This is a genomic window from Streptomyces sp. NPDC001153, from assembly GCF_053598315.1.
This window is the reverse complement of record NZ_JBSFJZ010000115.1, coordinates 1-4,638: the sequence shown is the minus strand read 5'-3', so window position 1 is coordinate 4,638 and position 4,638 is coordinate 1. Positions and strand designations below refer to the sequence as shown.

The following is a 4,638-nucleotide window of genomic DNA, read 5'->3' as shown; positions in this document are numbered from 1 at the left end:
CGGTGAAGATTCGACACCTCCACCACACACGGGGGCCTTCGCCACGATCAAGACCGGCCAGCGTTAACAACGCTCGTGATCAATACACCTAGGGCGTGGATCGAATGTGCTGGTCACAGCCACTCGTTGATTGCCGCGACAAGGACGGTCGCCTCGTAGCGGACCGCCAACTTGTCGTACCGCGTGGCTACGGCCCGGTGCCTTTTGAGGCGGTTAATACCGCACTCGACCGCGTGCCGCTCGCGGTAGTCAATCCGGTCGAACTTCGGCGGCCGACCGCCAAGCGAGCCACGTTTCCCGCGGTTGCGGGCCTGGTCGGACTTGTCCGGGATGGTGCAGCGGATGCCACGCCGTCGCAGGTAGGCGCGGTTCTTGCGAGAGGCGTACGCCTTGTCCGCGCGGACCCGCCGCGGCCGAGTGCGGGGCCTGCCCGTCCCCAGCCGGGGAACCCGGATGCGGCCCAGGACGACCTCGAACTGCGGGGAGTCCCCACGCTGCCCCGCGGTGATGACGATCGACATGGGCTTTTGCTTTTGCTCGACGGCCAGATGCAGCTTGGTGGTCAGCCCACCGCGCGAGCGTCCGAGGCATGGTCGGCCGGCTCGGTGGCGACGCCGCCGGGTGGCTCCTTCTGCAGATCCCCCCTTTTCGTGCCCCGGCAGCATGCTGGTGGGCACGGACGACGGTGGAGTCGACGTTGAGGTCCCAGGTGATCGGGTCCTTCGCGTCGGCCCGGGCCTGCAGTTCGGTGAAGATCCGCTGCCAGGTGCCGTCCCGCTGCCAGCGGCGGAACAGGTCGTACGCGCGGCCCCACGGCCCGTACTCCTCCGGCACATCCCGCCACGGGATACCGGTGCGGACCCGGAAGCGTATGCCGTCGGTCAGCTGTCCCCTGGTCCATATCGGCGGTCGGCCGGGGTTCTTGCCCTTCGGCAACAGCGGCTCCAGCGCCGCTCATTGCTCCTCTGTCAGATCTCCACGTGCCACGCACCAAGATCATCTCAGCTCAAGATCCACTTTCGATACACGCCCTAGCCGAAACGGCACTCATCCGGGCCCCTCCCTGTTCGCGGATCGCATCGATGAAGCAGGGGCCCTTCGCTCCCAGCGGGTTGTGTTGTCCCGCCGATCAGCACTACTGCGACTGCCTCTCGGCAGCCCGCCACTTCCCGGTTCCGCCGGTTATAGGCAGGCCACGCTTCCCGCACCGCATGCGCGGGGCCGAGGAGGCTCTCTCCAGTTCCCAGGACAACCGTCCGGCCATTCCACGCCCCTTACGCCGGGAGGTTCTTCGGCGACCGCTCCAGGCCCGAGATCGCCTTCCATGGCCTTCGCCTTTCAAGCACAGGCTCGGCTCCTCCTTGGCCCACCCGCGGGCGGGGGTTAAATGACGGCGCTGCAGGCTTCACTTCATGTTGCGGACTGGCCGGTTGCACACCCCCGAAGGGCGCTTGTCACTCCACATCGACGCCACCCTTTCGAGCGACGCCGGGAGTCAGCTACCGGGGACCCTGGCATCTCCCCGGACCGGATCTGCACCGGCTGGCTACCCTGAGCTTGACGCCCGGTTACATCGTTCACATCCCTCCTGAGCTGGGAAGACGCCCGGACTGCTGGACGTACGCTTGTTCTTTGACCTCTTAGAGCGTCCGCCAGTGGGCGATTGTTCAACTCCTGCCGGGTCCTAGGTGGGCGTCAGGGCGTCGGTGTCGTGGCGGCGTCGTATGTGGCGCGGGCTGCGGTGATGTCGGCTCGGTGGCGTTCTGCCCAGCCGACGAGCCCGGTGAGGCTTGCGTGGAGTTCGCGGGCCATGGGCGTGAGGCTGTATTCCACCTTGGGTGGCACGGTGGGGTAGACGGTCCGGATGAGCAGGCCGTCGCGTTCCAGCTTGCGCAGGTTCAAGGTGAGCATGCGTCGGCTGATGCCTGTGATGGCGCGTTCCAACTCGGTGAATCGGACTGGTCCGTGTGCGGCGGCGACGAGAATTCCGATGCTCCATTTGCCCGCGACGTGGTCGAGGACCTCGGTGAGCGGGCACGCCTCGTTGCTGACCTGGCCGGACACATCGGTGTGACTGTGTGACATGAAAGTGCCTCCTTCCGCCGCGCGTCATGGTTACAGAGGATGACTGCTGTAACAAGTCGTGCACCATTGGAAGGAATCGCCGTGCGGAGAACCAACGCATCAGCACAGACATCACGTTGGTCGGCATTGGTCGTGCTCTGTGCCGGGCAGCTGATGGTCATCCTCGACGGGACCATCGTGAACGTGGCGCTGCCGTCCATCCAGCGCGACCTCGGTTTCTCCTCGTCGGGCCTGGCCTGGGTGGTCAACGCCTATCTGGTCCCCTTCGGTGGCCTGCTGCTGCTCTCCGGACGGCTCGGCGACCTCATCGGACGCAAGCGCGTCTTCATCACCGGCCTGAGCGTCTTCACGACTGCCTCGCTGCTGTGCGGTGTGTCCCAGGCCCCGGCGATGCTGCTCGCCTCCCGGTTCATCCAGGGCATCGGCGGCGCGGTGACCTCTGCTGTCACTCTCGGCATGGTCGTGACCCTGTTCCCGCAGCCGAAGGAGCGGGCCAAGGCCATCGGCGTCTACAGCTTCGTCCAGTCCGCCGGCGGCTCGCTGGGCCTCCTCGCCGGCGGCGCCCTGACGCAGACCATCAGCTGGCACTGGATCTTCTTCGTCAACGTCCCGATCGGCATCGTGGCCGCGCTGTCGGCCGGACGCGTACTCGCGTCCGAGCACGGTGTCGGCCTCGGCAAGGGGACCGACGTCGTGGGCGCGCTCCTGGTCACCTCCGCACTGATGCTCGGCGTCTACACGATCGTCGAGACCACCAACTACGGCTGGACTTCCCCACACACGCTGAGCCTCGGCGCCGCGGCACTCGCCCTACTCCTCGCGTTCGTCGCCTGCCAGGCAAAGGCGACCCACCCGGTCCTGCCACTGCGTGTGTTCCGCTCGCGCAACGTCTCGGGAGCGATGGGCATCCAGGCTCTCATGGTGGCCGGGATGTTCAGCTTCCAGTTCCTGTGCGTGCTCTACCTGCAGAAGGTGCTTGGCTTCGACGAGATACACACCGGCCTCGGGATCTTCCCGGTCTCGGTCGCGATCGGCGCGCTGTCCCTCGGCATCTCGCCCAAGCTGATCGCGCGCTTCGGCCCCCGTGTCGTACTCCTTCCCGGCCTCTCGCTCATCACGGCAGGTCTCGCCGCGCTCGGCCGCGTACCGGCAGACGGGAGTTACGTCGTGGACGTCCTGCCCGCGCTGCTGCCACTCGGCATCGGCTTCGGCCTCGCGATGCCGTCGCTGGCCACGCTCGCGATGTCAGCGGCCACGCCCCAGGACTCGGGGATCGCCTCCGGCATGTTCAACACCATGCAGCAGATCGGCAGCGCCTTCGGCCTCGCGGTCCTCAGCACACTCGCCACCTCGCATTCGGATGCCCTGCTGGGTGACGGGGCAAGCACCGCCTCGGCACTCACGGGTGGTTACCAGCTTGCCTTCCGCATCGGCTCGGGCCTTGTCGCCGTCGCTCTCCTGCTCGCCGCCACCCTGCTGAGATCTCCCGCCACAGCACCACGCCCAGCGGCCGAGAAGAAGCCGGTCGCCGAGAACGCCACTCACTGACCAGGCGGCGACACCGCCCCGGGCAGGGGAGATATCTATGCTCGCAGGAGGAGATGCGCCTGTCGTGCCGTCGTTGATCACCGCCCCCATCCGTGCGGAGTTCCTCGCGTCATCGCCGCAGCGGGTCAGTACCCATCCGTTGGGATGTCATCGCCGACGGATCCCGGATGAGGTGGTCTTCGACAAGCGAGGTACTGGTGTCCGGGATGGGGCAGTGGCGGACACGACATGCTCGGCGACCACCTTGCGCAGGCGCCGCGACGAGTGGATAGCCGCCGGCGCGGCCGAGGCTCTGCGCCTGGCCGCGCTCGTCGCCTACGACCGCATGATCGGCCTCGGCTTGGAACAGCTCAGCGCCGACGGCTGCCAGACCAAGGCCCTCTCGGGCGGCGAGTGCGCGGGCAAGAGCCCCGTCGACCGGGCCAAACAAGGCGTCAAACCCTCACAGCTCACCGAGGCGTACGGCATCCCGCTGGCCACCGAGCCCGCACCGCCCAACATTTGCGATCACACCCTGCTGTCCGCCACCCTCGATCACTACGACGATCTCGCCAAGACGCTGGGCCCACTGCCCGAGCAACCGGCGCTGAGCCTGGATGCGGGCTACGACCTCCGGCCGGTCTACGCCGATCTCGACACACGCGGCATCATCGCGAAGATTGCCGAACGGGGCGAACAGACCCCGATCCAAGCCGACGGACGGTCGGTCGTGGAGCGCACGAACTCGTGGATGAACAACTTCGGCAAACTCCGCCGGTGCACCGAACGTCACCGCGTCTGCGTCGAGTTCTGCATCGCCCTTGCCACCGCGATGATCACCATCCGTAGCCTCATCCGCCGGGCGTGGACCCTCTATCGCTGGCCCAACCGCCCCGAAGCCCCCGCATCCGGTGACCTACTGGCGGACGCTCTTAGAGGTCCTAACAAAGGCGTCGGACGTGTCTGTAGGTGATGAGACATGTAGCGAGCCCGAGGAAGGCTTCATGGATGTCGTCCCGTCGCTCC

Annotated in this window: 3 protein-coding genes and 1 pseudogene; 2 read left to right on the top strand and 2 right to left on the bottom strand. The window is 66.8% G+C overall.

The window, feature by feature from the left end; all coding sequences use genetic code 11:
* Positions 1-113 precede the first annotated feature (113 nt).
* Positions 114-948, bottom strand: a protein-coding gene (locus ACWDEN_RS47855) for an IS5 family transposase (protein WP_450864419.1) whose coding sequence is annotated in 2 segments (ribosomal slippage) — positions 114-645 and positions 644-948 — 837 coding nt in all. Because the reading frame shifts where the segments join, the coding sequence is not laid out codon by codon here.
* 747 nt (positions 949-1,695) lie between these two features.
* Positions 1,696-2,085, bottom strand: coding sequence for a winged helix-turn-helix transcriptional regulator (locus ACWDEN_RS47850; protein WP_351623337.1), 390 nt, complete (start codon positions 2,083-2,085; stop codon positions 1,696-1,698).
* A gap of 153 nt (positions 2,086-2,238) precedes the next feature.
* On the opposite strand from ACWDEN_RS47850, the gene ACWDEN_RS47845 reads away from it, so the two are divergent.
* Together ACWDEN_RS47845 and ACWDEN_RS47840 are read left to right on the top strand one after the other, a co-directional pair.
* Complete coding sequence (locus tag ACWDEN_RS47845; RefSeq protein ID WP_450864417.1) at positions 2,239-3,633, top strand: MFS transporter; 1,395 nt, start codon at positions 2,239-2,241, stop codon at positions 3,631-3,633.
* Between the two features lie 37 nt (positions 3,634-3,670).
* Positions 3,671-4,516: pseudogene (locus ACWDEN_RS47840) on the top strand (transposase); the annotation flags it as partial.
* Positions 4,517-4,638 lie beyond the last annotated feature (122 nt).